The organism is Microvirga sp. CF3062, assembly GCF_036314045.1.
GTDB lineage: Bacteria > Pseudomonadota > Alphaproteobacteria > Rhizobiales > Beijerinckiaceae > Microvirga.
Genome location: NZ_JAYGGN010000002.1, coordinates 307,418 through 332,091, shown reverse-complemented (window position 1 = coordinate 332,091; position 24,674 = coordinate 307,418). Strand labels below are relative to the sequence as shown.

24 protein-coding genes, 1 tRNA gene and 1 pseudogene are annotated in these 24,674 nt (G+C 63.1%); 9 read left to right on the top strand and 17 right to left on the bottom strand.

Annotated features, from left to right (window positions below; genetic code table 11):
- Positions 1-7: 7 nt before the first annotated feature.
- From VB618_RS05015 to rph, 3 genes are read right to left on the bottom strand one after another with little or no spacing between them, the layout of a single operon-like run.
- Positions 8-499 carry a shikimate kinase gene (locus tag VB618_RS05015; RefSeq protein WP_329795457.1) on the bottom strand — a complete coding sequence of 164 codons (492 nt, stop codon included), beginning with the start codon at positions 497-499 and terminating at the stop codon, positions 8-10.
- Between the two features lie 26 nt (positions 500-525).
- Complete coding sequence (gene rdgB / locus VB618_RS05010; RefSeq protein WP_329795456.1) at positions 526-1,167, bottom strand: RdgB/HAM1 family non-canonical purine NTP pyrophosphatase; 642 nt, start codon at positions 1,165-1,167, stop codon at positions 526-528.
- Positions 1,164-1,877: a ribonuclease PH gene (gene rph, locus VB618_RS05005; RefSeq protein ID WP_329795454.1), complete on the bottom strand. Its 714-nt coding sequence runs from the start codon at positions 1,875-1,877 to the stop codon at positions 1,164-1,166. Before rph ends, rdgB begins: the two co-directional genes overlap by 4 nt.
- Before the next feature lie 149 nt (positions 1,878-2,026).
- Between rph and hrcA the strand changes: the two genes are divergently transcribed.
- On the top strand, positions 2,027-3,118 hold the full coding sequence (gene hrcA / locus VB618_RS05000) for a heat-inducible transcriptional repressor HrcA (protein WP_329795452.1): 1,092 nt from the start codon (positions 2,027-2,029) through the stop codon (positions 3,116-3,118).
- Positions 3,119-3,133: 15 nt separating this feature from the next.
- Here hrcA and VB618_RS04995 read toward each other — a convergent pair whose 3' ends face one another.
- From VB618_RS04995 to VB618_RS04980, 4 genes are all read right to left on the bottom strand, one after another.
- On the bottom strand, positions 3,134-3,679 hold the full coding sequence (locus VB618_RS04995; RefSeq protein ID WP_329795451.1) for a c-type cytochrome: 546 nt from the start codon (positions 3,677-3,679) through the stop codon (positions 3,134-3,136).
- Position 3,680: 1 nt separating this feature from the next.
- Positions 3,681-4,799, bottom strand: a complete 1,119-nt coding sequence (locus tag VB618_RS04990) for a hypothetical protein (protein WP_329795450.1) — start codon at positions 4,797-4,799, stop codon at positions 3,681-3,683.
- Between the two features lie 142 nt (positions 4,800-4,941).
- Positions 4,942-6,312 (bottom strand): APC family permease, encoded by a 1,371-nt coding sequence (locus VB618_RS04985; protein WP_329795449.1) that lies wholly within the window; start codon positions 6,310-6,312, stop codon positions 4,942-4,944.
- Positions 6,313-6,415: 103 nt separating this feature from the next.
- Complete coding sequence (locus VB618_RS04980; protein ID WP_329795448.1) at positions 6,416-8,014, bottom strand: rhomboid family intramembrane serine protease; 1,599 nt, start codon at positions 8,012-8,014, stop codon at positions 6,416-6,418.
- A gap of 157 nt (positions 8,015-8,171) precedes the next feature.
- Here VB618_RS04980 and VB618_RS04975 point away from each other — a divergent pair.
- The 3 genes and pseudogenes from VB618_RS04975 to VB618_RS04965 all read left to right on the top strand — a co-directional run.
- Positions 8,172-8,273: pseudogene (locus VB618_RS04975) on the top strand (sodium-independent anion transporter); the annotation flags it as partial.
- A gap of 111 nt (positions 8,274-8,384) precedes the next feature.
- Positions 8,385-10,190: a translation elongation factor 4 gene (gene lepA / locus VB618_RS04970; RefSeq protein ID WP_329795447.1), complete on the top strand. Its 1,806-nt coding sequence runs from the start codon at positions 8,385-8,387 to the stop codon at positions 10,188-10,190.
- A gap of 263 nt (positions 10,191-10,453) precedes the next feature.
- Positions 10,454-11,689: an MFS transporter gene (locus VB618_RS04965; protein ID WP_329795445.1), complete on the top strand. Its 1,236-nt coding sequence runs from the start codon at positions 10,454-10,456 to the stop codon at positions 11,687-11,689.
- 19 nt (positions 11,690-11,708) lie between these two features.
- On the opposite strand, the gene VB618_RS04960 is transcribed toward VB618_RS04965, so the two are convergent.
- From VB618_RS04960 to VB618_RS04950, 3 genes are all read right to left on the bottom strand, one after another.
- Positions 11,709-12,488 carry an SDR family oxidoreductase gene (locus VB618_RS04960; RefSeq protein ID WP_329795444.1) on the bottom strand — a complete coding sequence of 260 codons (780 nt, stop codon included), beginning with the start codon at positions 12,486-12,488 and terminating at the stop codon, positions 11,709-11,711.
- Positions 12,489-12,555: 67 nt separating this feature from the next.
- Positions 12,556-12,981, bottom strand: a complete 426-nt coding sequence (gene arsC, locus VB618_RS04955; protein WP_329795443.1) for an arsenate reductase (glutaredoxin) — start codon at positions 12,979-12,981, stop codon at positions 12,556-12,558.
- Positions 12,982-13,075: 94 nt separating this feature from the next.
- Entirely contained in the window at positions 13,076-13,696 is a 621-nt protein-coding gene (locus tag VB618_RS04950) for a hypothetical protein (RefSeq protein WP_329795442.1), read from the bottom strand.
- 139 nt (positions 13,697-13,835) lie between these two features.
- Between VB618_RS04950 and VB618_RS04945 the strand changes: the two genes are divergently transcribed.
- Positions 13,836-14,669 carry a lytic murein transglycosylase gene (locus tag VB618_RS04945; protein WP_329795441.1) on the top strand — a complete coding sequence of 278 codons (834 nt, stop codon included), beginning with the start codon at positions 13,836-13,838 and terminating at the stop codon, positions 14,667-14,669.
- Positions 14,670-14,762: 93 nt separating this feature from the next.
- Here the strand turns inward: VB618_RS04945 and VB618_RS04940 are convergent, their stop codons facing one another.
- The 5 genes from VB618_RS04940 to VB618_RS04920 all read right to left on the bottom strand — a co-directional run bounded on the left by VB618_RS04940 (position 14,763) and on the right by VB618_RS04920 (position 18,839).
- Positions 14,763-14,936 carry a DUF1328 domain-containing protein gene (locus VB618_RS04940; RefSeq protein WP_201861801.1) on the bottom strand — a complete coding sequence of 58 codons (174 nt, stop codon included), beginning with the start codon at positions 14,934-14,936 and terminating at the stop codon, positions 14,763-14,765.
- A 95-nt stretch (positions 14,937-15,031) separates the two neighbouring features.
- Complete coding sequence (locus VB618_RS04935; protein WP_329795440.1) at positions 15,032-16,123, bottom strand: ATP-dependent DNA helicase; 1,092 nt, start codon at positions 16,121-16,123, stop codon at positions 15,032-15,034.
- Positions 16,120-17,085, bottom strand: a complete 966-nt coding sequence (locus VB618_RS04930; protein ID WP_329795439.1) for a DMT family transporter — start codon at positions 17,083-17,085, stop codon at positions 16,120-16,122. Before VB618_RS04930 ends, VB618_RS04935 begins: the two co-directional genes overlap by 4 nt.
- 325 nt (positions 17,086-17,410) lie before the next feature.
- The gene (locus VB618_RS04925; protein ID WP_329795438.1) at positions 17,411-18,295 is read right to left on the bottom strand and encodes a hypothetical protein; all 885 of its coding nucleotides are present in this window, start codon (positions 18,293-18,295) and stop codon (positions 17,411-17,413) included.
- 133 nt (positions 18,296-18,428) lie between these two features.
- A complete protein-coding gene (locus VB618_RS04920; protein WP_329795695.1) occupies positions 18,429-18,839 on the bottom strand; it encodes a PRC-barrel domain-containing protein in 411 nt (136 codons plus the stop codon).
- A 181-nt stretch (positions 18,840-19,020) separates the two neighbouring features.
- Between VB618_RS04920 and VB618_RS04915 the strand changes: the two genes are divergently transcribed.
- Both VB618_RS04915 and mepA read left to right on the top strand, forming a co-directional pair.
- Positions 19,021-20,181 carry an SDR family oxidoreductase gene (locus tag VB618_RS04915; protein WP_329795437.1) on the top strand — a complete coding sequence of 387 codons (1,161 nt, stop codon included), beginning with the start codon at positions 19,021-19,023 and terminating at the stop codon, positions 20,179-20,181.
- A gap of 106 nt (positions 20,182-20,287) precedes the next feature.
- Complete coding sequence (gene mepA, locus VB618_RS04910; protein ID WP_329795436.1) at positions 20,288-21,208, top strand: penicillin-insensitive murein endopeptidase; 921 nt, start codon at positions 20,288-20,290, stop codon at positions 21,206-21,208.
- A gap of 68 nt (positions 21,209-21,276) precedes the next feature.
- Here the strand turns inward: mepA and msrA are convergent, their stop codons facing one another.
- Together msrA and VB618_RS04900 are read right to left on the bottom strand one after the other, a co-directional pair.
- Entirely contained in the window at positions 21,277-21,936 is a 660-nt protein-coding gene (gene msrA / locus VB618_RS04905) for a peptide-methionine (S)-S-oxide reductase MsrA (RefSeq protein ID WP_329795435.1), read from the bottom strand.
- An 85-nt stretch (positions 21,937-22,021) separates the two neighbouring features.
- The gene (locus tag VB618_RS04900; protein ID WP_329795434.1) at positions 22,022-22,342 is read right to left on the bottom strand and encodes a PetM family of cytochrome b6f complex subunit 7; all 321 of its coding nucleotides are present in this window, start codon (positions 22,340-22,342) and stop codon (positions 22,022-22,024) included.
- 206 nt (positions 22,343-22,548) lie between these two features.
- Between VB618_RS04900 and VB618_RS04895 the strand changes: the two genes are divergently transcribed.
- Positions 22,549-22,638 (top strand) — tRNA-Ser (locus VB618_RS04895).
- A gap of 526 nt (positions 22,639-23,164) precedes the next feature.
- Positions 23,165-24,634, top strand: coding sequence for a M81 family metallopeptidase (locus VB618_RS04890; RefSeq protein ID WP_329795433.1), 1,470 nt, complete (start codon positions 23,165-23,167; stop codon positions 24,632-24,634).
- Positions 24,635-24,674: the final 40 nt, after the last annotated feature.

Sequence of the window (24,674 nt, the reverse complement as noted above, 5' to 3'; positions counted from 1 at the left end):
TTTCCATTCAGGAGGCGCTTGCGAGAACTAGCGCGCGTGCTTTCTCAAGGCTCTCGGAAAGGCCCAACAGAGACGTATCGAGAACGAGGTCGCTGAAAGAACGGGCATGGTATCCCTCATCATACATCTCGACGATGCGGCGCTTCTCCTCAGATGAGAGAGCCCGCTGACCTCGGTTCGTGAGCGCCACCTCAAGGGGCGGCGCCAGAGTCAGAACCAGGAATCGAGCCCCGCGCCTGTCAGAGGCCGCCTTCAACCTCTCGTAATCAGCACCGTCCAAAGGGTAGGCCACAACAAGGTGACGCCCCTGCCTCGTCGCGATTTCCATTTCGATACGACGAAGGGCAGCCTCGATCCGGACGCTCAGAGGCGCGTCATCCGGGGCATCATGATCATCGCCGTCGATGAAGGATGCGTCGAGGAGGGAATCGACCAAAGCGCGGCCAAGAGTCGACTTGCCGCTGTTGATGGGACCGTTGATGTGGACCACCGTCAGCATGACTGGCTACTCTCCGAAGAGCTTGATCAAGCCCTTTCCAAGCACCCCGCCGCCAACTTCACGAAGGCGCGCGCCCGGTGGGAAAGGCCCGAGGGCTGCGGCTTCGACCAGTCGATGCCGTGCTTCTCCTCGGACGATATCTCCCCGAAGGTTTCATTAAAGCCGTCCGGCTGGAACATGGGATCGTAGCCGAAGCCCTTGTCGCCGCGCGGCGGCCAGACGACCTCACCGAAGATGCGGCCCTCGAACAGTTCCTCATGACCGTCAGGCCAGGCGATGACCAAGGCGGAGACGAAGTGCGCGCGCCGATCCGCGGCCTCGCGCTTCTCCAGCTCGCGCATCACCCGCTCCATGGCGGCATAAAAGTCCTTGTTCGGCCCGGCCCAGTCGGCCGTGAACAGGCCGGGCGCGCCGTCGAGCGCGTGAACGCAGAGCCCCGAATCATCGGAAAGCGCCGGCAGGCCTGTAGCCTTCGCCGCCGCATGAGCCTTGATGGCGGCGTTCTCGGCGAACATGTGCCCCGTCTCGTCGGGCACGGGCAGGCCGAGCTCGCCTGCCGACACCGCCTCGATCCCAAAAGGCGCGAGCAGCTCCTGCATCTCGCGCAACTTGCCCGCATTGTGGGTCGCGATGACGACCTTGCCGGTCAGTGCACGATGCAGGCTCATGCGACGGCTTTCTTCTGCAGGTCCACGAGCTGCGCCACGCCGGCCTTTGCGAGGCGGAGCAGGTTCAGGAACTCTTCCTCGGAGAAGGGCTTGCCCTCGGCCGTGCCCTGGACCTCGACGATGCCGCCCGAGCCCGTGATCACGAAATTGGAATCCGTCTCGGCGGCGGAATCCTCCGCATAGTCGAGGTCGAGCACCGGGGTGCCCTTGTAGATGCCGCAGGATATTGCCGCGACGGGCTCGCGCAGGGGATTGATCGAGATGATGGAGCGGCTCTGCATCCAGGTGAAGCAGTCGTGCAGGGCCACCCAGGCGCCGGTAATGGAGGCGGTGCGGGTGCCGCCGTCGGCCTGGATCACGTCGCAATCGACCACGATCTGCCGCTCGCCGATAGCCGGCAGGTTGACCACGGCGCGCAAGCTGCGGCCGATCAGGCGCTGGATCTCCTGGGTGCGGCCCGACGGCTTGCCGGAATTGACCTCGCGCCGGGTGCGCTCGTGGGTAGCGCGGGGCAGCATGGAATATTCCGCCGTCACCCAGCCCTTGCCCGTGCCGCGCAGCCACGGCGGGCCCTTCTCCTCCAGCGAGGCGGTGCAGATCACCTTCGTGTTGCCGAAGGAGACGAGGCAGGAGCCCTCCGCATAGCGCGCGACCCCACGCTCCAGGGTAACAGGCCGCAATTCGTCGAGGGCGCGGTTGGATGGACGCATGGCGGGATTCTCCTTGAGATCTCGTGATTCACGCCTGTTTGAGGCCCCCGGGCGCTTTGCGCAAGGGTCAAGCCTTGCCTAATAGGCCCTGGGCCCGCACATAATGCTTCATTGCAGCGTCGAGTTGTTGAGAGCGTAGAATCCATCGGATGCATGCCACCGGGCCCTTTTCCCACTTGTCGGAAGCTCGCGTCATCGCGGAGCTGAACGACCGTTCTCGCGAAATCTTCCGCCAGATCGTTGAAAGCTACCTGATCACCGGGGAGCCCGTGGGTTCGCGCCATCTCTCGCGCATCCTGCCGATGGCGCTCTCGCCGGCCTCGATCCGCAACGTGATGGCGGACCTGGAGGCTGCCGGCCTGATCTTCGCGCCCCATACCAGCGCCGGGCGCCTGCCGACCGAGTCAGGCCTGCGCTTCTTCGTCGATGCCATGATGGAGATCGGCGACGTCACCTTCGACGAGCGGGCGCGCATCGAGGCGCAGATGCGGGCCGCCGCCTCGGGCCACACCATGGAAACGGCGCTCGCCGAGGCTTCGACCCTGCTGTCCGGCGTCTCGCGGGGCGCAGGCGTGGTTGTGACCTCCAAGTCCAATGCGCGGCTCAAGCATATCGAATTCGTGCGCCTCGACCCGGCCCGCGCCTTGGTGGTGCTGGTCTCCGAGGACGGCTCGGTGGAAAACCGCCTCCTCGACCTGCCCGCGGGCCTTCCGGCCGGGGCCCTCGTGGAAGCCGGCAATTTCCTCAACGCCCGCATCCAGGGCAAAACGCTCGGCGACGTCAAGGGCGAGATCCAAGCGCGCCGCGGCGACATGGAGCGCGAACTCGATGCGCTCACCGCCCGTCTTGTCGAGGCGGGGCTTGCCACCACGGTCGGACCTGCGGATTCCCGCCAGCTCATCGTGCGCGGCCAGGCCAATCTCCTGGACGATTTGAGGGCGGTGGAAGATCTGGAGCGCATCCGCCTGCTCTTCTCGGATCTCGAGACGCAGACGGACGTAATCGACCTTCTGAGCCGCGCCGAGGGTGGTGAGGGCGTGCGCATCTTCATCGGTTCGGAAAACAAACTGTTCTCGCTCTCCGGCTCCTCGATGATTGCAGCCCCGTTCCGGGACGGCAGTCAGAAGATCGTCGGGGTGCTGGGCGTCATCGGCCCGACGCGGCTCAACTACGCTCGCATCGTCCCGATGGTGGACTACACCGCCAAGGTGATCTCGCGCATTCTGGAAAAGGGGCGCTAGAGCCTCGCCTGGATATCACGGCTTCGGTGGCAGCGGATCGGGCACCTTGTTCTTCACGGGAGGGACTTGGCGAAGATAGGCAAAGACCGCTTTCAGGTCGTCGTCCGTCATCTTTCCGTAGGCCGGCCATGGCATCGGCGGCAGGATCTGCCTGCCCTGACCTTGGTGGCGCCCCGTGCGCATGGTCTGGATGAATTGCTGCTCGGTGAAATCCCGCAGCACGCCGGTCTCCGGATCCGGCGTGAGATTGGCCGAGAAGCTCACGCCCCAGGGACCAGACCAACCTGTCGACGTTGGATTCATAGCGCCGCTCCAAGGGGGTGAGACACTGGCCGGCGCCGTGATGGCGAGATCCTGCGGGTGACCAGACAAAGCCCGCTTCATATCGGGCTCGGGCCCGCCGGAGCCGATGATCCAGGGCGTGTGGCAATCGTGACAACCTGCAATCGAGACCAGATATTCGCCACGCTTCACCGGCGCGCCTGTGCCGGCATCCTGAGCGAGCATGGCGCCGGGCACCAGCAGGGCAATCATCGACATCAACGGCAGATCACGGCGCATGCTACTCTCCCTCCTCGTTTACGTGCGCTTGCTGGCTGGAGGCGCCTTTTTCTGCGATCCAGCGATAGAGCAAGCGCACGGCTTCATCATCGATCAGCTCGGTCCCGAGCGGCGGCATCTGCAGGGCGGAGTAACGGGATGAAACCCGCTGCATCAGCCCGCTGCGCTCCGGATGCCCCGGCGCGACGCGCAGCACGGCATCGGGGGACTGGCCGGGAGCCGGTTTTTTCACGGGCTGTCCGACGGTGGTCGCGATAGCCGGCTCGCCTGCCGTGCTGACACTGTGACGAAGGAAGAGCCCGATATTCTGCAGCGAGCCTCGCTCGTTGTGGCAGTGCCCGCAATTGGCGTGCATGTAGCCGAGAGCGGCACGCTCCGTTGCCGTTGCCGCCACGATCCGAGGCGGCGCATCGAGCAGATCCTTGGGCAGGCCGACAAGCAGGCCTTTATCGACGAGGTAGGAGAGATCCACATGCGGCTCGGGCCGGACCTCGGCATGCGGCGCACCGGCATCCCGCTCCGGCGAGAGCTGCAGCGTGCCGAAGCCGAGAACCTCGGAAGGCGCTCCTTGATGACACGCCTTGCAGTCGGCCACACCCGGAATCGTATGCGAGCGTCCGCCGGCGAGCTTATAAGCGCCGCGCTTGCCTTGAGCCGGAACGAGCTGCGCGTCTCGGCCGTCCGAGCTCCAGGCATAGGCGGCATAGAGCCATTGTCCGTCAGCCCGGCGTTCGAGATAGCGCGTCTCGACTTTCTCGCCGTTGAAGGAAAACTCTTTCCAGAAACGCGTGCCGAGCGGGAAGATCCAGGCTTCCGGATCGGAGCCGTCGATGGCGGTGCCCGGCGGCAAGGAGACCCACCGGCGCTTGGTGGCGCCGTCGCTCCACAGAGGGTATTGCGGCGCGAAGGCGAGATGCGCGGGATCGACCTGCAAGGCGGCGAAATCGGCATAGAGGCCGGTTTCCTGCAGCGTCGATGGCGGGGTCGACGTTGCGGGCTGCGGGATCGCAGGCACATTCGTCAACACGACGAAGGACAGGATCAGCATCGCACCGACAGCAGCCGAACGACGATCCCAACCGGATCCCGACCCTTCCCCGGTGGCAATGACCTTGGCCATGCACGCCTTCCTTCTTCCAGGGCGAACACATGCCGATGGATACGCCTTTTCCCCTCACGCAGCGGTGATCCTACGCACCTGTGCGTCGTGCGCCTAAAACTCTTCGGAGGTGGCTCTTCGGACGTTCTCGTCTCGGAAGGGATCAGGTGTTTGCGCTCAAGCGGTCCGCCTTGGGCCGGAACAGCGCATAAAGCACCAGGATCCCGGCGATCATCCCGCCCGCAAGAGCCGGCGCGCGCCAGTCGCCCGTGGTGACGCGCACGATCACGAGACACGCGCAGACGAGGCAGCCGAGGATCGGCAGGAAGGCAGGAATTTCGAACCGTCCATGCGGCTCCCCCTGCCTGTTCTTCAGCAGCACCAGCGCTCCATTCATGAGGGCGAAAACGAGGAGCAGAAGCAGCACGGTGGCTGCCGCGAGCTGACCGATGGTGCCGATGAGGGCGAGCGGGGCCACCACGACGAAAAGAGCGAGGATCGCCAGATGCGGGGTGCGCCGGGTGGCATGGACCCGGCCAAGCCAGGACGGCAGCAGGCCCTGGTGCGACATGCCATAGGCAAGGCGCGAAGCGGTGACGTAATTGACCAGGGCCGTGTTGGCGACGGCGAACAGGGTGATGGCCGTATAGACGATAGGCGAGAGCCACGGAGCGGCCCGCTCCATCACCGCCGTCAGCGGTCCCGGCGCTGCCGCAAGCTCGCGCCAGGGCAGCACGGAGACGGCGGTGATCGCCACCGCCATGTAGATCATCGCCGCCATCGCCATGGCGGCGATCAGCCCGATGGGAATGGTGCGCTGGGGATCGCGGCATTCCTCGGCCACGTTGAGCGAGTCCTCGAAGCCGATGAAGGCGAAGAAGGTCAGCACCGCCCCCTGGAGCACGAGAAGCATCATCACGTCGCTGGCCGCTTCTCCGGGCGGCGGCGTCTCGAACAGGTCGACGCTGCCCCAGTAGCTGATGCCCACCGCCACCACGAGCAACAGCCCACCGGCCTCGATGCAGGTGCAGAGCACGTTCACCCACATGGATTCCCGGATGCCGCGCAGCACGAGCCCGGTCAGGAGCAGCAGGAACCCGATCGCGAGCCACGTGACTGTGCTCTCGCCGCCTCCGGTGAGCGTAGCGAGATTGGCAGCAAACACCCGGGACTGGGTGGCGACGGAGGTCAGCGACGAGCAGGCCACCGCCAGCCCCACAACGAAGCCGATGAGCGGCGAACGATAGGCCCGCTCCGCCACATAGGCCGCCCCTCCGGCCCGCGGATAGCGCGAGCCCAAGGACGCATAAGTGAGCGCTGTCAGCAGGGCCGCCACGAGAGCCACCAGAAAGGCGAGCCAGACCGCGTTGCCCACTTGGCCAGCCGCCTGTCCCATGAGGCCATAGACGCCCGAACCCAGCATGCTGCCGAGGCCGTAGAGCGCCAGCTGGAAGGGGCCGATGGACCGGTGAAGCTCGGGGCGGCTGGAGCCGCCCAAGTCCGCATCGCCTGGAAGTGCCGAAGTTCCTGCCATTACCGCCTCGGGAGCATGTATGCGCTACGGGAGGATAGGGCGCGCTCAGAGGATGGCGATGCTCAGATCGGGCTCAGAGACCAAGTTTATGGCAATCGTTCGCTCAAGGGCATAAAGCTCTCTGCCGCATCGCTTTAACCATCCCTTCCGGCGCCTTGTCGCACACCAACGCAGCCACTGCCCGCGCCTCGGGCTTGTTCTGATCATGAAGGACGAGGGCCAGAATGGCGCGAGCCGATATGGCCAACTCGGGCTTGAGAATGCGCAGAATTTCCTCCTGCGACAGGCCTTCTTGGAGTTCCCGTTCTGCCTCGGGCAGGTCAAGGGTTCGCACCAGCCCGATGGCTCGTGCCACCCGAACCCTCGGATCCCTTGGATATTGGCCCACCAGTGCTTCGGACCGACTGATCCATTCGGCGTCGTTCTTCGGCATCTCATCGTCAGGGACGAGATGAAGGGCAAGTTTCTGCTGACGGTAGCCCTCCCGGGCTGCCAGGGAGGATGCGCCCAGAGCGGCCAAGCTGACGGCAACAATGCCGGCTGCCAACATTCGAAATGCGGGCAGATGCCTGTCAACAGACCAGTTCCTGATCAGGAAGAAGCCGACGAGCGCTCCCGTGACCGCCCCGCCGATATGGCTTCCCAGATCGATGCTCATGGAACCCGCCTTCGGAAGATGAGGCAGGAGGCCTGGAATCAGGATTGCTAGAAGGCCTATCTGGAAACGCGTTCTCTCGGCTCCCACCGGGAGCCGCAAGGTGCTGACGAACCCGGCAGCCAACAGGCCCGATATGCCTCCCGATGCCCCGACGGTCACGATACCGTCCCCGATCCAGAGCAGCGAACCGAGGGCTCCTCCCAAAGCGCTCAACGCGAAGGTTGCCAGAAACCAGACCCAACCGGACAAGCGTTCGAAGACACGACCTGCGAGGAAGAGCGCAACCAGATTGAGGAGAAGATGAAATGCATTGCCGTGAAGAATCGGAGCGAGAAAAAACCGGTACCACTCGCCGTTTTCAACAGCGGTCTTGAGAAGACCACCAAATCCTACGAGAGTTCTCAGGCTTGGCGCGAAACCTTTCTCTCCGGGTCCTATTCCATAGGCCATCTCGAGCATGAAGACCCCCGCCAGAAAGGCCGCAAGGGCGGCAGCCGCCCATGGAAAGACAGCCTGGCGAACGGCAACCTGACGAGGCACAAGCTCATCTCGTGACAAGCGAGGCTTCTGAAGGAGAGCCAGAAAGGCGCGGCGTTGAAGCCCGCCTTGGGCGCTGGCGTTCGTCCAGACAGCAGGCTCGCATTGCTCGATGGTGAACGCCATCACCCGAACCTTGGAAAAGAGGCTGTTCTTTCTGTAGCGCGACAGGTGCTCGCGCCGCTCAGGCGAGGGGGCCCTCCCCAGCTCGATCAGGGAGATAAATACGTAGCCCTTGTTTGCGAAGATCCTGCGCGTATGAGCTTTGCACCTCTCCCCGATCTCGACGACCGTCTCCAACGGGAGCTCAAATGTCCTATCCGGGTGCGCCTCGTAATCGATCACGCAGTAGATCTGGACATTGAAGCCATCGAACAAGGTGAGGACATAGTCGCTCACCTCTTCAAGCTCACGGGCCTCCGGAGGAGCCCCGAGCTGAAAACCTTTCTTGGCCTGATGATACTGGCCGAAGTACAGCCCAAATTCGGAGAGAGATGCTTGATCCACACGTCACCTGATGTGCCGGCATGAGCATGTCGTGCCCAGATCCGACATTTGGCCCCTAATAGAAACTGCAACCAGTACGAGATTTTCGTTATTATTACGTTACAAGAGACTTAAGTTTTCGGGATATTTGGCCAGATCAGAAAGCTTCAGGGTGCGGCGACCTATGGAGATCGTGGGCCTCAACGAGGCGAGCGCCACCCTGGTCGAGAAGCTGGGCACCCACCAGAAGGAGGGGGCCGGGCTCGCGGCGGGGCACTGAGGCAGCCCGAAACCCTGGAAAGACCCTACGCGACACCGCCTTCCCTTGGCATGAGGGGGCCGGGCTGCTATTGCCCGGCCAACAGGGTTTCACACCCGCCAGAGTTTACTGATGACCACGCGCAGCTTCGACAATATCCGCAACTTCTCCATCGTGGCCCATATCGACCACGGCAAGTCCACGCTCGCCGACCGCCTGATCCAGACCACGGGGGCGCTCACTGCCCGCGAGATGACGGAGCAGGTGCTCGACAACATGGACATCGAGCGCGAGCGCGGCATCACCATCAAGGCGCAGACCGTGCGCCTGGAATACACGGCACAGGACGGCAAGACCTATATCCTGAACCTCATGGACACCCCCGGCCACGTGGACTTCGCCTACGAGGTCTCGCGCTCACTCGCCGCCTGCGAGGGCTCGCTCCTGGTGGTCGACGCATCCCAGGGCGTGGAGGCGCAGACGCTGGCCAACGTCTATCAGGCCATCGACGCCAACCACGAGATCGTGCCGGTCCTCAACAAGATCGACCTGCCTGCCGCCGATCCGGACCGGATCAAGGAGCAGATCGAGGAGGTGATCGGCATCGACGCCTCGGAGGCCGTGCCGATCTCGGCCAAGACGGGCCTCAACATCGAAGCCGTGCTGGAAGCCATCGTCAAGAAGCTGCCGCCGCCTAAGGGCGACCCGGATGCACCGCTCAAAGCGCTGCTCGTCGATTCCTGGTACGACGCCTATCTCGGCGTGGTGGTGCTCGTGCGCATCATCGACGGGTCGATGAGGAAGGGCTCAACCATCAAGATGATGGGGACAAACGCCTCCTACAGCCTCGACCGCGTCGGCGTGTTCTCGCCGAAGATGACCGAACTGGCACAGCTCGGCCCCGGCGAGGTCGGGTTCTTCACCGCCTCGATCAAGGAAGTGGCCGATACCCGCGTCGGCGACACCATCACGGATGAGCGCAAGCCCACGGCCCAAGCGCTTCCGGGCTTCAAGCCCGTGCAGCCGGTGGTGTTCTGCGGTCTCTTCCCGGTGGATGCCGCCGAGTTCGAGAACCTGCGCGCCGCCATGGGCCGCTTACGCCTCAACGACGCCAGCTTCTCCTACGAGATGGAGACCTCCGCGGCTCTCGGCTTCGGCTTCCGCTGCGGCTTCCTCGGCCTCTTGCACCTCGAGATCATTCAGGAACGCCTGGAGCGCGAGTTCAACCTCGATCTCATCTCCACCGCGCCTTCCGTGGTCTATCACCTGAAGCTGCGTGACGGCTCGACCATCGAGTTGCACAACCCGGCCGATATGCCGGACGTGATGAAGATCGAGACCATCGAGGAGCCGTGGATCCGCGCCACCATCCTCACGCCTGACGATTATCTCGGCTCGGTGCTGAAGCTGTGCCAAGAGCGCCGCGGCGTTCAGATCGACCTCAACTATGTCGGCAAGCGAGCCATGGTGGTTTACGACCTGCCGCTCAACGAAGTGGTGTTCGACTTCTACGACCGCCTGAAATCGATCTCGAAGGGCTACGCTTCCTTCGACTATCACATCTCCGATTACCGCGAGGGCGACCTCGTGAAGATGTCGGTGCTGGTCAATGCCGAGCCGGTGGACGCGCTGTCCATGCTGGTCCACCGCGACCGGGCCGAGGGCCGCGGCCGCGCCATGTGCGAGAAGCTCAAGGAACTCATCCCGCCGCACATGTTCCAGATCCCCGTCCAGGCGGCGATCGGCGGCAAGATCATCGCCCGCGAAACCATCCGGGCGCTCCGCAAGGACGTGACTGCCAAGTGCTACGGCGGCGATGCCTCGCGCAAGCGCAAGCTGCTCGACAAGCAGAAGGAAGGCAAGAAGCGGATGCGCCAGTTCGGCAAGGTCGACATCCCGCAGGAAGCCTTCATCGCCGCGCTGAAGATGGACAGCTGAGGCACGCCTGCATCTTTCATCAAGACCCAAAGGCCCGGCTCACCCATTGCCGGGCCTTTTCGTTTGCGACGCCCCTACATAATCGAACATTGGAACATCCCCTCCCCGGCAGAGTTCAACTCACACACGGGGCTAGGTCTCTCCACTGTCATTCGCCGAGGAACGGGGTCGCGCGACACCGGGATTCGGCACGTCCATAGGTGAGGCCAGCTCCTACGCACCGCACATCCAAGCCACAGGATCTCGCTTCACGAGGGGAGCCCATGACTTCGTCCCTGCGGACCACGCTGCCGACGCTTTTCGCCCTCCTCCTCGGCTATGCTCTCATGCAGGTCGGCAATACCCTGCAGGGCACGCTGCTCAGCGTGCGCGGAAGCCTCGAGCAGTTCACGCCGACCGTGATCGGAGCCGTGGGCGCGGCCTTCTGGGTGGGCATCGTTCTCGGATCGCTTTGGGCCGGACGGGTAATCCATCAGGTGGGGCACACGCGCGCGTTCTCGGCTCTGGCGGCCGTGGCCGCATCGGCCGTTCTCCTGCATCTCCTTGTGATCAGCCCGGCCGTGTGGGTCGCCGCGCGGGCCGTGACCGGCTTCTGCTTCGCAGGGCTTTTCATCGTGGTGGAGAGCTGGCTCAACGCCTCCGCGACGGCGCAGACACGCGGGCAGGTTTTGAGTCTCTACAGCATGACTGGATTGGTGGCCGGCATCGGCGGGCAGATGCTCCTGCCTGTGGGTGACCCGCACGGGTACCGATTGTTCTGCTTCGTGGCCATTCTCATCTCGCTCGCCCTCGTGCCCACCGCCCTGTCGCGGGCCACCGCCCCGGCCCATGCGGTGAGCGACACGAAGATCGACCTGATGCAGCTCTATCGGCAATCGCCCTTCGGCGTGGTGGCGGCCGTTCTGTGCGGCATCACCACCAGCTCGTACTTCGCGCTCGGCCCGATCTGGGCCCAGGACCGGGGACTCAGCACTGCGGAGATTGCGATCTTCATGGCCTGCGGAACGCTCGGAGGCTTCATCACCACGTACCCCCTCGGCTGGCTCTCCGACCGCATGGACCGTCGCCATGTGATCGTCGGCACGGCCGCTATGGCGGCATCGATCCTGCTCGCGCTGATCCATTTCGTGCCGCTGGATGTGCCCGTGTGGCTGCTCTTTGCCTATGTGGCGATCTTCGGCGGCAGCGTGATCCCCACCTACAGCATCGTCACGGCGCATGTGAACGACATGGTGAAGCCCGGCGAGTTCGTTGCCGCCGCCGGCGGTCTCCTGATCCTGCTGGGCGCAGGCGCCGCCATCGGGCCCGTGATCGCGGGCGCGGTCATGACGGAGTTCGGACGCCTGGGGCTCGTCTATGTCTTCGTCATCGCCCAGTCGCTCATGGCGATCTGGGGCGCCTACCGCAGCATCCAGCGCGCCGCGCCACCGACAGAAGCGAAGGAAGCCTTCGTGCCGGAGCCCAGCGTTCCCGTGGGAGCACGGCTGGAGGCGCACTAGCGCCTCCAGCCGCACGTCGTCACACCAGAAGTGACTGCGCTCCGTCGATCCAGACCGGTGTTCCTGTGATGTGACGGGCGCGATCAGAAGCGAGGAACAGCACGAGCTCCGCCACTTCCTCGCTCGTGCCGGGCTCGTTGCCGGTGAGCGGAATCCGACCCTCGGGAAACTCAGCCGGCACCTCGGCCTCCTCCGTGTTCCGCTTGTCGGTGTTCTCCGTGATCTCCGTGTCGATCTTGCCGGGGCAGACCACGTTCACACGGATCTTGTGCTTGGCGAGTTCCACGGCCAGCATCTTCGTCATCGCGACCTGGGCGGCCTTGGTGGCGGAATAGGCCGTGGCGCCTGCGCTCGTGAAGGTGCGCGTGCCGTTGATGGAGGCCGTGATGACGATGGAGCCGCCCGCCTTCTTCAGGTGCGGCACCGCATAGTGGATCGTCAGATAAGTGCCGCGCAGGTTCGTATTGATGGTGCGGTCCCATTCTGCCGGCTGCAGCTCGTCGATCGGCGCCCAGACGCCGTTGATGCCCGCATTGGCGAAGACGATGTCGAGCCGTCCGTAAGTCTGGACGAGATCGGCCACCGCCTTCTTCATCTGCCCTTCATCCCCCACGTCGGCCACGAGCGGGATGGCCTTGCCTCCGGCCTGCTCGATCTCCTGCGCGGTCTTGCGGATTTCGTCATCGGTATGGCTGAGCACGCCCACCATGGCGCCTTCACGCGCAAGGCGCAGGGCCGCCGCCTTGCCGATTCCGGACCCTGCGCCCGTGACGAGCGCGACCTTGCCTTGAAGTTCCATGGGCTGTTCCTCCGGTAATGGAATGTCCTGTTCCTGAACCGGAGAGGCGCCCGCTTGTTCCGCAGCGTCAGGCGATGCCGACGCGCCGCCCTGCGGCATCGACCACCGGCTCACCATCTTCCTTGACGAACTCGCCCAACTGCGGCGGCAGGATGTCGAGCACGGCTTCCGACGGACGGCAGAGCCTGACGCCGAGCGGCGTGACCACGATGGGACGCTCGATCAGGACCGGATAGGCTATGATCGCATCGAGCAGCTGATCGTCGGTGAGGGACGGATCACCGAGGCCGAGTTCCTGGAACGGCGTTCCCTTCTCGCGGATCACATCGCGGACGCTCACCCCCATGCGCCGGATGAGCTGGCGCAGGAGCAGGCGCGTGGGCGGGCATTGCAGGTACTCGACGATATGCGGCTCGATCCCCGCATTGCGGATCATCGCAAGCGTATTGCGGGAGGTGCCGCATTGGGGATTGTGGTAGATGATCACATCCATGGCTTGATACCTGTCCTTGCGCGAAGCCGCTCCTGGTACGGTTACCGTGAATGGCTAACGGGCAAATGAAAAGCGTTCAATACCGGTGTGAGATCTAGCCCTGGCAGGCTGCCCTGCCCTGCACCTGCAATCGCGTCAACAGGCGCTGCGCGAGCGCATCATGGGACGCCCGAGTATCGACGCCACTCAGTGAGAGCTCGAGCACCCATTCGCCCGAGAGCGGCACGATGAGCGTCTCGACTGTCATGCTCTGCGAGGCGCTCGGCAGGTTGGCATCGATCCAGGTTGCGGACCAGTGCGTGGCTTTCCCGTGGGAAGACAGGGAGACCGATTGCGCAGGACGTCCGAGAAGCTCCTCGTAATCCTTCTGCAGGAAGGCAGCGTCGCGGCTCGCGAGATCGGGCTGCGGCATGTCGCGAAGCTCTCCGGCGGAGCGAAGGCCGATGCCGATCTCCACATCCGAACGGGCGGCCTTCACCCCCTCGGCTGTCAGGCGCCATTCCTCCGGGAGCGAGAAGGAGAAGCAGAGGCCGGACGGGACCACACCTGTCACTGAGGTCTGCCGGATCATGGGATCGAAGCGCACCTGAACAGGCTCGCTCCTCACAGGCCGGTCGAGCGGCCCGTTCGCAGCCTGAGCACTGACAGCGCCGGAGAGCAGGACCAGGGTCGCGGCTTGAACTATCCTCGCTCGCCAGGATTTGACGCTACGCACTCGATCCTCCCGCTGGGACGGCCCTCATCTTCATGGCAACGCGCTGGCACTGCTCCGGTTGCCTCAACGACCTGTGATCTTGAGTTGCGGGATGCGGGCCCTACCTCGCTCAGGAACGGAACAAACCTGGAGAGACTTCATGCAGGCCTTCATACGCGCCTCGCTCATCGCGGCCACCCTGCTCGCGGCAGGTCAAGCAAGCGCTGCCACCTGCCGGGACCCGGCAGGTTTCGAGAAATGGCTCGACGACATTGCGCAGGAGGCCGTGGCGCAGGGCATCTCCGCCCAGGCCGTCAGGCAGGGCCTTTCCGGCGTCACCTTGGATCAGAGTGTGATCAAGAAGGATCGCGGCCAGGGCGTGTTCAAGCAGAGCTTCGAGCAATTCGCCGGCCGCATGGTTTCCGCTGGTCGCCTCAAGGGCGGCGCCAACATGCTGCAGCGGCACGCCGCCACCCTCCAGCGCATCGAACAGCGCTTCGGCGTGCCGGGTCCGGTGCTGGTGGCGATCTGGGGCCTCGAGACCGATTTCGGCGCCGTGCGCGGTAACCTGCCGGTCATCCGCTCGGTCGCGACGCTGGCCTACGACTGCCGCCGATCCGACTTCTTCAAGGCTCATCTGTTCGATGCACTGAGGATCGTCGACAAGGGCGACCTGTCTCCGGCCGAGATGCGCGGAGCGTGGGCTGGCGAGATGGGGCAGACCCAGTTCATGCCGTCGTCCTATGTCAAATACGCCGTCGACTTTGACGGCGACGGACGCGCCGATCTCCTGCGCAGCCCGGCGGACGTGCTTGCCTCGACGGCCAATTATCTGCGCGGTCATGGCTGGGTGAAGGGCGCCGATTGGGAGCCGGGAACGCCGAATTACGAAGCGATCCGCGCTTGGAACAAGTCGCAGGTCTACGCGAAAACGATTGCCTTTTATGCGAAGAAGCTCGCAGGCGAAGACACCTCGGCCTTCGCAACCCAGTGATATCCTGAAAAAGGCGGGCTTTAGGCCCGCCTTTTTATTTGATCGATCATCTGGAGGCGCGGATGCGGCCCAGTGAACGGGTCAGGCGGCATCCTAGAAGATGAGCTCGCCCGCTCCCCAGGCCAGCAGGATGAAGATCACGAAGATCAGCAGGAAGATGCCGAACAGGACCTTGGCGATGCTGCGCGCCCCCGAGGCGATACCCGTGAAGCCCAGAGCTCCGGCCACGAGGGAAACAACGAGAAAGATCAGAGCCCATTTGAGCATGTCGGCAACCCCTGTCGCTTACTGTCCAGCTTCTACCATAAGCGCCTCAAGCTTGATCGGGTTCCCGAACGTGCTTCGAAATCGGAGATCGCCTTCTAGATCACGACGGTGACCTTCTCGGCGGCCCGGGTCAGGGCCGTGTAGAGCCAGCGGCTCCGATGCTCGCGAAAGGCGAAGGATTCGTCGAAGAGCACGAGGTCGTCCCATTGCGAGCCTTGAGCCTTGTGCACGGTCAGCGCGTAGCCATAGGTGAACTCGTCCGACTCCTTGCGCAGGACGAACGGCACCTCCTCCTCCGTTCCCTCGAAGAAAGCCTTGTGCACGGCCACTTCCACGGACCGGCGGCGGGCATCGTCGTCGGGCACCACATCCATGCGGATGAAGTCGTTGCGGATGCCGCGCAGGGCCTGGATGCTCCAGGTGCCGCCGTTGAGCAGGCCCTTGGTCTTGTCGTTGCGCAGGCAGACGAGCTTCTCGCCCGCGGCCGGCATGGGATCACGATAACCGTTCAACTCACGCAGGCGGGTGTTGTAGAGACGTCGCGTCTTGTTGAGGCCGACCAGCACCTGATCGGCCGCCATGACGGCGGCGGCATCGATCTCGCGACGGCGGATGATGCGGCTCTCGCCATGGATGCCGGGCTCGAGGCGCCCGCCTTCCCGGATCTGCATAGAGAGATGGATGATCGGGTTGTCCTTGGCCTGGCGATGCACCTCCGTGAGCATCACGTCGGGCTCGCCTTCCGTGAAGAACCCTCCCCCTTTCACCGGCGGCAGCTGCGCTGGGTCGCCGAGCACGAGAACCGGCTGACCGAAGGAGAGGAGATCGCGCCCCAGCTCTTCGTCCACCATGGAGCATTCGTCGATGATGATGAGATCGGCCTTGGAGGCCGGGCTCTGGCGGTTGAGCACGAATTGCGGACCATTCTCGTCGGACTCCCGCGACTTGTAGATCATCGAGTGGATGGTGGAGGCATCCGCGCAACCTTTCGTGCGCAGCACCAGAGCCGCCTTGCCCGTATAAGCACCGAAGGCCACGTCGCCATCCACGTGCTCGGCAATGTGCTTGGCGAGCGTCGTCTTGCCGGTACCGGCATAGCCGAACAACCGGAACACGGGACGGTCGCCGCGGCGCAGCCACTCGGCGACGGCTTTCAGGGCGGCGTCCTGTTGCGGCGACCAGGTCATGCGGAGCGTGCCTCTCGGTGAAGGGAATAGAGAAGACCCACGATGATGCAGAAGCTGCCGAGGAAGACATAAGGGTCGAGCGGCTCACCATAGAACTGCCACCCGACGAAGGCGATCAGCGGGATGCGCATGAAGTCCAGGGGCACGACCATCGTGGCATCGCCCTGACGGTAGGCGTTGGTCAGGCAGTAATGGGCGAGCAGGCCGCCGAGAGAGATGCCGATCAGGGGCAGCACGTGGCTCGACTGCACCTCGAGCCAGAAGGCCCGGCTCACACCGGCGAGGTTCATGGGCAGCTGCAACAGGTTCATGAAGAACAGGATCGAGAAGGTGCTCTCGGTCATCGTGAGGCGCTTGGTCATGATGGCCACGAGAGCGAAGCTGAAAGCCACTCCGAGCATCAGGAAACTGGCTGGCTGCAAGGATTCCATGCCCGGTCGCAGGATCACGAGAATGCCGATGAAGCCGAGGATTACGGCCACCAATCGGCCTCGCGTCATCGTCTCCTTCAGCAGCGGAATCGCCAGCAGCGCCACCCAGGCAGGCGTGGTGAATTCTAGAGCGAAAACCGTTGCTAGCGGCAGAAGCGTGAGGCCGAAAGCCCATCCGTCAGTGCCGGCGAAATGCAGGACGTTGCGCGCAAGATGCAGGCGGAAGCGCCGCGGCCTCAAGCCAGGTCTCAGCTCCGGCTTGAGGAGTGCAAGAACGAGCAGGATCAGGACGCCGGCGCCGTTGCGGACCGCCAGCATCTCGAAGATCGAGAAGGCGGGCGCGAGTGCGCGCACGGCGATGGCCGTTGCCGAGAAGGCGAGGAGCGCACCGCTCATCCAGAGGACGACGGCAAGGATGCTGCGTTGGGGCACGATGGACCAGACGATGTGAATGCCTCTTCCGCTTACCCTGCCGCTTCCGTCGCGTGAAGCCTTCATCGACAGGAAGCCTCCAGCGACCAAGGCGCGCATGACCGGTTGTCTTCAATTCGGCAGACCACACCTCGGGCGATGAGTCATCGAACGTGATTCTTGACTCGAATGACGGCTCCCATGCCGCACGTCATGTCGCAAAGTCGATTTTTTGCGGTGCGTATCAGAGCACGTCATCGGACCCGGAAAACACCTTGATCTTCCCCCTCTGAGTGAAGAGGATTCCACCGCGATGTTGAACGTTCTTGAAGATGTTCGAATACTCGCGCAATGACGACCATCAACTTTCGACATCATATAAGCACCTGATGTGAAATGACTTTTTCGACAGTATGCGACAGCGCCCTAGGATGATTGATCATGCCTAAGCCTCTGAAGAAGGGTCTCTAACTGCCTCATCTCGCACCCGATATTGAGTCTTGCATCCGCAAGTGAAGAGAGCAGCGCCGAGTAACATATCCACAGAAAAAGTGCGTGTTCTACTGTCTACACTTTCCGTTATTCGGAACCCCCTTGGTATAACGACGTTGCCTTCCAAGCGTGACGGTTGCACGCGAAGGCCCTTGAAGGAGGCGGCAATGCCGACAGATACCAAGAACCCGCTGACGATGCTGTTCACGGGTGACACCGGTGCGACCAGCACCAAGAAGAAGACCGCGAAGAAGAGCAGCTCTCGCAGCGGCTCCTCCAGCACCAAGAAGTCGGGCTCGAAGAGCTCGGGCGCCAAGAAGACTGCAGCCAAGAAGACGGCAGCGAAGTCGACCTCGAAGTCGGCAGCGAAGTCTTCGGCAAAGTCCGGCGCCAAGAAGACCACGGCCAAGAAGACGGCCGCTAAGAAGACCACAGCCAGAAAGACGACTGCCAAGAAGACCTCGGCCAAGTCGGCCGCCAAGTCCTCGGCAAAGTCTGGCGCCAAGAAGACCACCGCTAGAAAGACAGCGGCGAAGAAGACCACCGCTAAGAAGACTGCAGCCAAGAAGACGACTGCCAAGAAGACCTCGGCGGCAGCTCGCAAGTCCTCGTCGGCTCGCTCCGGCGCATCGCGCTCTTCGGCCAAGAAGACTGCTTCGCGCAGCTCCAGCCGCGGCGCGGTGAAGTCCTCGTCCCGCAGCTCGGCTTCCAAGTCGCGCGGCGCTTCCAAGTCGGCGCCCAAACGCGCTGCCGCCGCTTCGAGCCGGACCTCTTCCACGAAGAAGTCGGGCAAGGTTGCCAAGCGTTCGTCCAGCTCCCGTTCCTCGAGCGCTCGCAAGAGCCCCTCGAAGTCCAGGCGCTAAGACGCCCATGCAGCACGCGCCGGACTAGGCGTCCCTATCGTCCGGCGCATGCACATAAAAAATCGCCCGGTGAAAGCCGGGCGATTTCTTTTTGGGCGTTGGGGTCGATTATCGACCCGTGCTCATCGGGTCGCTGGCGCCCCAATAGGGGGTGGCATTGTAGTAGCGATGAACATGCTCCTCCCATTCACGGTCATAGGAGGCATCGTGCCCTTCTGCACTGCGCCGGGGGGCACCGCGCAGCTGATCCTCAGTGAGGTTCAGCTCATACGCGTCGAGCTCGGTATTGTACTTCAGGACGCTCCAGGGAAGCGTGTAGTATTCCTCGCCGAGACCCATGAAGCCGCCGAAGCTCATGACCGCATAGGCCACCTTGCCGGACCGCTTCTCGATCATCACGCGCTCGATCGTCCCGATCTTCTCACCGTCCGAGCGGCGGACCGGCGTTCCCTCGACCTTGTCGCTGGCGATCAGGCTATGGGTTTCGCGAACGTCACCGCTCTGTGCCGTCGTCTCCATCATCTCGCTCCTTCGTCTGTGAGAACTTAGGGCAACGCTCGGGTTGAAAACCCGGTTCCGTGCCGCGCTTCTCCAGACTTTCCAAGGCTTTGCTCCTGCACCAAGCGCTGCCGTAGGAACCCCCTCACCGCCCTCACGTTGATCAACGCTTTCCGAGGTTGAGGATATGAAGGAGATTGCCATGGCGGTTCGCCAGAAGCCGGTCGAGGAGCAGGTGGTCGTGATCACCGGTGCATCCAGCGGCATCGGACTTGCAACAGCGCACCTGTTCGCCGAGCGCGGCGCCAGAGGCCTCGTCCTCGTGGCCCGTAACGAGGAGGCCCTGCGCAAGATTGCCGATGAGCTCAGCCATGGCCGCACCCGTGCCGTTGCAGTGACGGCGGATGTCAGCAAGCGGGAGGATCTGGAGCGCGTGGCGCGCACAGCCATCGACACCTTTGGCAGCTTCGACACCTGGGTGAACGATGCGGCCGTTGCTCTGTACGGCAACCTCACCGAGATCCCCATGGAGGATCAGCGGCAGCTCTTCGACGTGAACTATTGGGGCGTCGTCAACGGCTCCATGATCGCAGCCGACCACATGCGCCGCCGCGGCGGCACCATCATCAACGTCGGCAGCGTCCTGTCCGAGCGGGCCATGATCCTGCAGACCCAGTATTCCGCCTCCAAACATGCCGTGAAGGCATTCACCGATGGCCTGCGCATGGAGCTGGAAAACCAGGGCGCTCCAATCGCCGTGACGCTGATCAAACCATCCTCCATCGACACGCCTTATGTCGAGCACGCCCGCAATTATCTCGATCACAACAATGCCGTTCCCCCGCCGGCCTACGATCCGCATCTCGTGGGCAAGGCGATCATGTTCGCGGCCGAGCATCAGCGGCGTGAGATTACCGTCGGGTTCGGCGGCTGGGTCATCGGCGCCATGGGCAAGGTGGCCCCGCGTCTGGTGGACAAAGCGATGGAGTGGACAGGCTACGGGTCGCAGACGACGGATCAGCCGGAACGTCCCGGCATGCGCGACAACCTCTATCAGGCCCGCCAGGACGGCGACATGTACTCGTCCCTTCCCGGCGAGCCGCGCAAGACGAGCTTTCTGCTCGAGGCTCAGCTTCACCCCCTCGTCACGGCGGCGGTTCTCGCCTGTGTCGCGGCCGGCATCGCGGCGCTGTTCATGCCGCCGCTGGGAGGAGGCCAGCGGCGGCGCCAAGCCAAGCGCCCGACGCCGCGCTACCAGCCCACCATGCGGCGCACCGGCAACGGTCACGACAAGCGCACCCTCGGCCCGGGCCATGTGAGCCAGCGCGGTCCCTACGAGGGCCGTCCGCAGCCGCGGCACTGACGATGACCAAGGGCCGGACCTCACATCCGGCCCTTCCTTTGAAGAGCGACAAGATGGCCGCCGGCGGCACGTTCCGAAGTGAAGGGATGCGGGTTAGCCTGCCTGCATGAATCCGATTCGCTTCTCCGTCATCGCACTTGCTCTCGTCATCGGCGGTTCTGCCGCCGCTCAGGACAAGGGCACCCTGAACCCGAAGCCCCTGCCGGCGCTCGCCAACCCGAGCGATCCGAATTTGGCCGCGAAGGAGCTCTTCGGACGGCGCACCACGGCCGCCGACCTGCGGCCGCGCTCCATCGGCGGCTATGCCCGCGGCTGCGTTGCAGGCGCAGCGGCCATCCCGATCGACGGCGACAACTGGCAGGTCATGCGCCTGTCCCGCAACCGCAACTGGGGCCACCCGCAGCTGATCGACTTCCTGCAGAGGTTTGCCACACGGCTTCCGTCCGTCAACGGATGGCCGGGGCTTCTGGTCGGCGACATCTCGCAGCCGCGCGGCGGGCCCATGATCACGGGCCACGCCTCGCACCAGATCGGTCTCGATGCGGATATCTGGCTGACGCCCATGCCCAACCGCCGCCTGACACGGGCCGAGCGGGAGGAGATGTCGGCCACTAACATGGTGCGGGACGACTGGCTCGACGTGGACCCAAACCGCTGGACGCCCCAGCACACCGCCCTCATCCGAGCAGCCGCTCAGGAAAGAAGCGTCGCCCGGATCTTCATAAATCCTGCCATCAAGAAGGCCCTCTGCCGCGAGGCAGGCGCGGACCGCAGCTGGCTCTCCAAGGTGCGGCCGACCTGGGGCCACAATTATCACTTCCATATCCGCCTCGCCTGCCCGGCCGGCAATGCCGGGTGCTCGGATCAGGACCCACCTCCTGGCGGCGACGGCTGCGGCGCGGAGCTGGCAGCTTGGTTCACGCCTCAGATGCTGAAGCCGAAGCCGGGCAAGCCCCGCCCGCCCCTGACCATGGCGCAGCTGCCAAACGAGTGCCGCGGCGTTCTCGAGGCGCCTGACGGACCTTGAACGAAAAAAGCGATTCGCCCCTGCAGGAGGCGAACCGCTCTCTCGGTTTTGAAGATTGATCGCCCGGCCTATTCGGCCGCGACGCCAATGCCGATGGGGCAGGACACGCCAGTGCCACCCAGGCCGCAATAACCGCTCGGATTCTTGGCCAAGTACTGCTGGTGGTAGTCCTCGGCGAAGTAGAACGGACCGGCATCCATGATCTCGGTCGTGACCGGCCCATATCTCATTGCGGCAAGCGCCTGGGCGTAGGCGGCCTTGGAGGCCTCGGCGGATTTGCGCTGGTCCTCGTTGAACACATAAATCCCTGAGCGGTACTGGGTGCCGACATCGTTGCCCTGGCGCATGCCCTGGGTCGGGTCGTGGTTCTCCCAGAAGGTCTTCAGCAGGGTGTCATAGGAGATCACCATCGGATCGAAGACCACCAGCACCACCTCGTTGTGGCCGGTGAGACCTGAGCAGACCTCCTCGTAGGTCGGGTTAGGCGTGGCGCCAGCCGCATAACCGGCTGCAGTGATCCAGATGCCGTCGCCTAGCTGCCAGAATTTGCGCTCCGCGCCCCAAAAGCAGCCGAGACCGAACAGGGCCTTCTCCATGTGGTCCGGATAGGGCGGCAGCAGCGGGCGGCCGTTGATGAAATGCCGCTCTGCGGTCGGGATGGGGCTGGACCGGCCGGGCAGAGCCTCGGCGGCGTTCGGCAGGTCGGTGCGTTTGCGGAAGCTGAACATGGGGATCCCTCGCGTGACCCCGCTTATGTAATCATCGCCTCGCTCCCGTGGGAGAGGCTGCTTGCGTCACCTTGCCGTGAAAGCGTCAGCGCTCGGCCAGGTAGCCGATGGGCTCCAAGGGCTTCTGCCCCAACCACAGCAGGAATGCGCCGATGATGAAGCCGGTCACCGAAGCGGGCAGTTGAAGACCATAGGTGGCAATTGGCTCCCACAACCAGGGATAAGCGCGTTGCGCAGCGCCCGCCTCCAGACCGGTCATACTTCCAGGGAAGATAATGCCAGCCACTTTTCCTATGGGAGCGAACGATACAGCATTGTTGACAATGGAGCGGGTTCCATCGATGACCAACCCAACAAATCCTGCCGCGATCAGCAAGAGGCCAAGGCTACGCGCAATAAACTTCAAGGGAGGATACCTCTCCAAACAGAGGGGGAATTATCTAATCTCTTTTGTCGCAATGGCAAAGGCGATTCGGGATGATTTGCCACAAGTTCGGTCTTGCCTTTTGCCCCGATTTGGCGATACACGGGCGCTCCGCAGATGGAAGCGGAGAACCTGACCAGCCTGCCGGACAGCGGGCAAGGGTTCCTGAGCCGAACAAGGCTCATGCTGGAGGGGTGGCCGAGTGGTTGAAGGCGCACGCCTGGAAAGTGTGTATACGGGAAACCGTATCGCGGGTTCGAATCCCGCTCCCTCCGCCATTAACTAAGTCTCTGAAATCAAGGGGCTTTTGCCTTACAGGCCTCTGTCTTTAAGTGCCGGATTTCTTGTGCCAATTCCAAGAGATCAATTCTCTGGCAGGCATTCCATAGGCACTGAAAAGGGCATCTCCGGCCCCAGCTCTGTCTCTGCTCTCCGCCCAAAAATCACCCAGTCCGGTTGCGGGTCGATGGTAGGTGGCTCTTGTCTCCTTGGGCTCTTCCCCAGCTATCGTCTTAGGGTCTTTAAGATGCGCAAGGTCTCTAGCTACGATGTTTCATATGAACAATCGTGCACCTGTGACCCACTGTCCTCCCCCCTAGGCAATTCGGCTTCCGAAAATTCGAAGCCAAAGGTTTCGCGTGCCACATCATGATCCTTCATGCAGCTGTGGTTCTAGCATCATCCTTTCATTGGGCTTTGTCCTCAGGATCCTAATGTCTGCGGCCAAGACCGAGATTGTGGTTAGGCGCTAGATCCTGATTATCGGCAGCAACGCGGTCGATGTTCTAGAGGCTGATCCATCACATGAGACTGTTCGTTGCCTCCCTTGCGACAGAGACGAATACGTTCTCACCGATCCCGACGACTCGTAGAAGCTTCGAGACTGGGGCATACTTTCCGGCAGGACCGCATCCGGATCGGATTACCCATAGTACCGCGCCTCTGTGGGTCGCTCGTCAACGTGCTCGAAGCGAAGGCTACACCTTGATCGAGGGGCCCTGTTTCTGGGCAGACCCGGCAGGCCTGTGTGGACAAGCGGATTACGAGAGCGTCAGAGATGAGATTCTCGATCAGCTGCGGACAGCACTGCCGGTCGATGGGGTGCTTCTCGGCCTGCATGGAGCAATGGTGGCCCATGGATATACGGATTGCGAGGGCGACCTGATCACCCGCATTCGCGAGATCGTCGGATCCCAAGTCAAGATCGGGGTCGAGCTTGACCCCCATTGCCACTTGACAGAACAATGCGTCAGCCAAGCTGACGTGATCGTTCTTTTCAAGGAATATCCCCACACAGATTATGCCGAGCGGGCTGAGGAGTTGCTCGACATTCTTCTGGGCTCGATCCGCGGAACCATCCATCCCGTCATGTCCCTTTACGACTGCCGGATGATTGAACGCATCCCCACGTCCAGAAGTCCGGGTCGAGACTTCGTCGATCAAATGAAAGCTCTCGAAGGTGCGAACGATGTCCTTTCCATCTCGCTGGCACACGGCTTTCAGCTCGGCGATGTGGCGGGTATGGGTTGCCGCATCCTTGTTGTCACCGATGGAGACAAGCCATACGGGGAGGCGCTTGCAAAGCAGCTGGGAGAATCTTTCCGCAATCAGCGGGGTCAGTTCGCAGCGCCCTCCATGACCTTTGACGCCGTGCTTGAGCAGGCACTCAACGATCCTGAGCCAGGACCATACGTGATTGCTGATCCAACGGACAACGCCGGTGGAGGATCGGCTTCGGACAACACCAATCTTCTACGCCGAATGATTTCTGCGAACATCCAGGAGGCCGCGTTTGGGCCGATCTGGGATCCGGTTGCCGTCGAATTCTGCCTTGGCGCCGGGCTTGGTGCGACGCTCCCATTGCGCTTCGGCGGCAAGGCGGCAGCCACCTCAGGGGTGCCGATCGACGCTGACGTCGAGGTGATCGGAATCGTGCGGAACGGCATGCAGAGCTTTGGCGATGCCAAGGTCTCCATCGGAGATGCGGTCGGAATTCGGCTGGGAGGAATCGAGGTATCTCTACTTTCGACGCGGTCACAAGCAATCGGGCTTGAGGTATTCACGAGCGTCGGGATCGACCTTCGGTCGAAGAAGATTATCTGCCTGAAGTCGACCAATCACTTCTATGCCGCATACGCCCCCATCGCACGAGCGGTGCTTTATACCGATGGCGGCGGCCCCTCCCCACTCGACATCAGCAGGCTACCCTATCGAAACATCGAGCGTCCGCTCTGGCCACTCGACCCGCTCCCGCCGGGAAGGCTGCTCGTCTAGATGGCAGGAAGCAAAGCTTGCTGGGGATCAACTTCCGTTG